The organism is Candidatus Nealsonbacteria bacterium (genome assembly GCA_019923625.1).
In the GTDB taxonomy this organism is placed as follows: Bacteria; Patescibacteriota; Minisyncoccia; order Minisyncoccales; family RBG-13-42-11; genus JAHXGN01.
In genome coordinates this window covers 1-4,799 of sequence record JAHXGN010000016.1, presented here as the reverse complement: position 1 = coordinate 4,799, position 4,799 = coordinate 1, and the positions used below count along the sequence as shown (strand labels likewise).

Genomic DNA, 4,799 nt, shown 5'->3' with positions numbered 1-4,799 from the left:
ATTCTTTTAAATCAAAAATGCTTTTTTTAATGAAAGTAATGTTGGATTTTTTGGGTATTTTAATTTCTTCAATATCAACACCAATTACCTTTCCCCTATTGCCCACTTTTTGAGAAATATATAAAATCCAGGAACCCGGCGCACAACCCAAATCTAAAACCTGGCTGTTCTCTTTGATAATTTTGTATTTTTTGTCTATTTCTTGTAGTTTATATACTGACCTTGCCGGATACCCATCCTTTTTTGCCAATGCTGTGTAAAACTCATTTTGTCTGTCTTTTCTGTACATTATCTTAAACTATCATTTTAAAAACAAAAAACAAATTTTAAAAAACCGAGATTTCTCTCAGTCAGATTTCTTAATTGAATATAACCCTTTTTCATTTAAGTTTACCAGTTTCTTTTTCCACATCTTGACTGCTATTCTTTTGCCTTGAGAGTCATTTTCCATATTGTTTTATTCTACCAAAAAATCGCCTCCTTGGCGATTTTTTTATTATTTAATTCAGATTATATACCCCCTACAATTCTTTAAACGGGGTTTCGTCGCAGAAATCATTTTCTTTGGAGCAGCCGATTTGTATCCACTCATAAAATATTGACGGCCGGGCATCAATAGCGATTATAACCCTATTTACAATAGGAAATTGCTTAAGCGTTGTTTCCACTTCAGCCAGAAAATGAGCGCTGCCGCAACTGGCGCTTGCTCCGGGGATAATCTGACGGATATCCTTCAAATCAAGATAAGCGGTATTATTTTCTATTTTCACGCTTTTTAAAATGTCTTTTGTTTCTTTGGAAAACCAGGAAACATATCCTTGGGTTTTTTCTTCTTCGCTCGGTCCCTTAAACAATTCTTCAAGAGCAACTTTTGCCGGACCAAGGGTTTTTGGAACAGTTCTCTCAACCGGATAAACTTTGCTGCAATCTTGCATATTAGGATTAAAGTTTATATTTCCAAAATAGGCCTTAATTGTCATTGTCTCTTGTAAGGGCGGCGTTGGCACCGGTCTTAGATTTTGGTAAAGCCAATAACCGAATCCCGCAACAATAATTATGGCAATAATCGGGCAGAAAAGATTCCTTGGAGTATTTTTCATATCCTTTGCCGTAATTCAAGTCCTTCATTAGTTTTGTTTCCGGATTCCGCAAACTCAAAGGAATGGCCAGATTCCCGAATTTTTTAACGTCTTCCATTGCCTCCAGATAAGCATTATAAGCGCTTCTGTCTTTTTTGCATTGGCAGAGATAAACTACTCCGTGAGCCAAATTAATGCCGCATTCAGGCAAACCAATCGTTTCTACAGCCCTGAATACGTCGTTAGCAACCACCAAAGCCGTGGGCTGGGCTAATCCTATATCTTCTGAAGCGAAAATAACCATTCTTCTGGCTATGAATTTTGGGTCTTCGCCCGAATCAATCATTCGCGCCAAATAATACAAAGCCGCATCGGCCTGACTTGCTCTCATACTTTTGATAAAAGCCGAAATGGTATTGTAATGCTCCTCCCCCTTTTTGTCATATCTTAAAAATTTTGATTGAAGCGCGTTTTTTAAATTCTCCACCGTTATTTTTTTATAAAGCTCGTTTGTGTTTTCCAACATCGTTATCGCCTGTCTGGCGTCGCCATTGGCCATATTAATCAGCCAGTCCTCCGCCTTTTTATCCATTTTAAAACCCGTTCTTTTAATAATGGCTTTCATATTTTCATCCGAAAGCTCGTTTAAAATAAAAACTCGGCATCGGGAGAGCAAAGGCGCTATGACTTCAAAACTCGGGTTTTCCGTTGTCGCGCCGATAAGCGTTATTTCCCCTCTTTCAACATAAGGAAGCAAAAAATCCTGCTGGGCTTTATTAAAACGATGAATTTCGTCTAAAAACAAAACTTTTGGCATGCTTTGAGAATCTGCTAATATTTTTCTAATATCCGCTTTTCCGGCCGAAACCGCGGATAATTCATAAAGCTTGGCATTTAAACTCTTGGCATATATTTTTGCCAAAGTCGTTTTTCCGCTTCCCGGTGGTCCCCATAAAATAAAAGAAAACAAATGCTTTTGTCTCATCGCGATATTCAACGGTTTTCCCTCCCCCGTCAAATGCTCCTGGCCGACGAATTCTTTCAATGTCTTAGGCCTGATTTTTGATGCTAATGGTTCCATAGATTATTATAAGGTTACTCTATCAAAAAATCGCCTTCTTGGAAAAGCGAATTTTTAGCAAATTTATTTCTTATCTACTAATCTTTTTTATTCTTTTTAATATTTTCTTTTTTTTCAGCCTTCAAAGAAGTAAGCCATAAAATAAACGGCCGGCGAAGTTTATCTATAGACCAATTATCATTCTTAAAAAGCGAGGCCTTCTCTATTCTAAAGCGAGAAAGCAAAGAAATAGTGGCTCCCAGGTTTATGGGAGACAATTTATTGTGTTCCTCTAAAAATTGTTTTTTATTCAGGCGTGAGTTTATAATTTTTTGAATTTTTTTGAATCTTGGAATCATATTTTACTTCTGTTTTCATCATACGTTTATTTTTTTAAAAAGTCAAACGCGATTGCGGTATTGGCAGTAAATACATTCTCTGTCGGATGCCGGCTTGGGACCGCTAATAATTTGGTGAACTTTTTTCAGAATTTCATAAGCTCTTCGGTGGCTGACACCCATTTTCACCAGCTCGGTTTTAAATTCGGCGGCGCCTTGATTGTAATTTGTCGGATAAAAGAAAAGAAGGTAGCCAAAGTTTGCCGAAGGCAAATCATTTTTCTCAAAAAGCAAAGCATATAAATCGAGCTGATTTTGGTAAAAGTTATGGGTATTTTCTTTTATCGGGTATCCCCTGCTTTTAAAATCAAAAGGAATATATTTATTATCGGATGTGACCAAAAGGTCATCGATCAGTCCTTTGAGTAAAATATTAAATTCCGGGAATTCCGCCTGTAAACCCTTACTTCTGTTTTGCCACTGTTTTAATTTTTCAGCGTCTTCAAATAATCTTCCTTCTACCTTGCCTGCTATCTCCGGCGGCAGAATTCCATTGTTCCGGTATTTGTCAAAATAATTCTTAAACAGTCCGTCCATTCCGTTTAACAAAGTCGGAAATATGCCCTCGGGTCTGTTTAAGCCCTCTCGGTAAAACAGCCAAAGACACTTCGGACATTCCAGTAATTGCCCGATTTTTGATGGCGATACTCTAAATTGTTGATTATTATTTTTCATCAACTTTGGCTTGCCCGCCGAAGCCCGCGAGGCGAAGGCGGGCCTAAATTCCTGCCCCGTACCGTGTCGCCGAAGGCGACTCTGGTGCGGGGTTGATTATGATTATTTTCGATCTTTAATAAAATTCTCAATAGAACGGTCATAAGTTTTCTCGGCTTCCTTAGAAAAATAACAGGCTGGCAATTCTCTTTTTTGCCAATGATACTTAATACACTGACAACACATCCCCTTTCTCGGACAATCAGGCCAAGTACAAGGACAATTTTTTAAATTTTCTTCTTTTTGACACTCCATATAATTTATTCTATCCCTTCAACAAGTTTAAGGCAAGCAAAAAAACCTGCTTGGCGACTTTGATTCCTATTAAAACCGCCCATAAATAGAAAAGTTATAATTCTATGCCCAACCTCTTAAAATCATCTATCAATTGCGCGTTATTTTGAAAATGAAAAACTTTAAAACCCATTTTTCGCGGAGACTCTAAGTTCTTTTCCTTGTTATCAATAAAAACACATTCGTCTGCTTCCAGGTTCAATCTCTTTAAGGCTAATTCAAAAATCTCTTTCTCGGGCTTAGCTAATCCAACTTCGTAAGACATTATGGCTGGTTCAAATGCAACACCAAATCCTCTTTCAGCATTTATCTTGGCGCAAAAATCATAGATATTAGAAATCAGACCGACTCGATATTTCTTTTTTAATTTTTTAACTATCTCTAACAACTCTTGATTTAAAGTCCTGACTTCAAGATATGACTCCTCCCAAATTTTTTTAATTTCTTCTTCCTTAATATCTAAATTAAATTTTTCTCTTAATTTCGTAAGAAAACACTCTACTGATATTCTCCCCGTAGTTAGTCTTTGATGATATTCCAACCTAAACTCATTAAGGGCACCTGCCTCTATTTTTAGCTTGTCAGCTATTTTTTGAAACACTTCTTCAAAGGGATTTGAAAGAAGCACCTCGCCCACATCAAACAAAATTGCTTTAATCATACATTTCATTTTACCAAAAAACCGCCATTTTGGCGACTATTTTCGTAAGAAAAGAGTTAACATTTAATTCTTTAATATGTTCTTTTTGTAATCCCACAATTTTTCTAGTCTTATCCAATCTTCGTATGAAGTTATCATGCTGTCGGATGGTCCCAGACTTTCAGAAATCTTAATATAAGGACCGTGTTTAACTTTCTTGGGGTCAAATTTAAGTCCTTCTCTCCCCTGTGTAGGATCTACGCTTTTCCACTCTCCATCAACGAAAACTTCTCCCCAATCATGGGTACCGGATTTCCCAATTCTTTTACCTTCGATATACTTTATTGGAATCCCGCAACTCCTCATAAGGGTTGTAAATGCTGTAGCTGTATCGTTGCACCCGTACGAAATTTTATTTTCCAAAATTTCTTCTACTGCTCGTTTATTAAAAAGTTTTTTCCACTCTTTGGGATTCTCCCTCTCTAAATCAATGTGTTTAAGGTTTTCCTCTAAAAAAAATAAAACATTTTCTAATGTCTGTTGTTCTGTCTTGCCTCGAAGACCATCAGCTATTTTTTTTATTTCTTCATTAGGTTGGGTCAATCTTTCAAACT

8 protein-coding genes are annotated in these 4,799 nt (G+C 36.8%); all 8 read right to left on the bottom strand.

Annotated features, from left to right (window positions below; genetic code table 11):
* A partial coding sequence (locus KY055_02355) for a methyltransferase domain-containing protein (protein ID MBZ1345446.1) occupies window positions 1-289 on the bottom strand: 289 nt, incomplete at its 3' end.
* 232 nt (window positions 290-521) lie between these two features.
* A complete protein-coding gene (locus tag KY055_02350; GenBank protein ID MBZ1345445.1) occupies window positions 522-935 on the bottom strand; it encodes a GerMN domain-containing protein in 414 nt (137 codons plus the stop codon).
* A 34-nt stretch (window positions 936-969) separates the two neighbouring features.
* Entirely contained in the window at window positions 970-2,160 is a 1,191-nt protein-coding gene (locus KY055_02345; GenBank protein ID MBZ1345444.1) for a replication-associated recombination protein A, read from the bottom strand.
* Window positions 2,161-2,237: 77 nt separating this feature from the next.
* Entirely contained in the window at window positions 2,238-2,498 is a 261-nt protein-coding gene (locus tag KY055_02340) for a hypothetical protein (GenBank protein MBZ1345443.1), read from the bottom strand.
* A gap of 42 nt (window positions 2,499-2,540) precedes the next feature.
* Window positions 2,541-3,212, bottom strand: coding sequence for a PD-(D/E)XK nuclease family protein (locus KY055_02335; protein MBZ1345442.1), 672 nt, complete (start codon window positions 3,210-3,212; stop codon window positions 2,541-2,543).
* A 102-nt stretch (window positions 3,213-3,314) separates the two neighbouring features.
* Entirely contained in the window at window positions 3,315-3,506 is a 192-nt protein-coding gene (locus KY055_02330; GenBank protein ID MBZ1345441.1) for a hypothetical protein, read from the bottom strand.
* 94 nt (window positions 3,507-3,600) lie between these two features.
* Window positions 3,601-4,206, bottom strand: coding sequence for an HAD family phosphatase (locus KY055_02325; GenBank protein ID MBZ1345440.1), 606 nt, complete (start codon window positions 4,204-4,206; stop codon window positions 3,601-3,603).
* Between the two features lie 63 nt (window positions 4,207-4,269).
* A partial coding sequence (locus KY055_02320) for a transglutaminase-like domain-containing protein (GenBank protein ID MBZ1345439.1) occupies window positions 4,270-4,799 on the bottom strand: 530 nt, incomplete at its 5' end.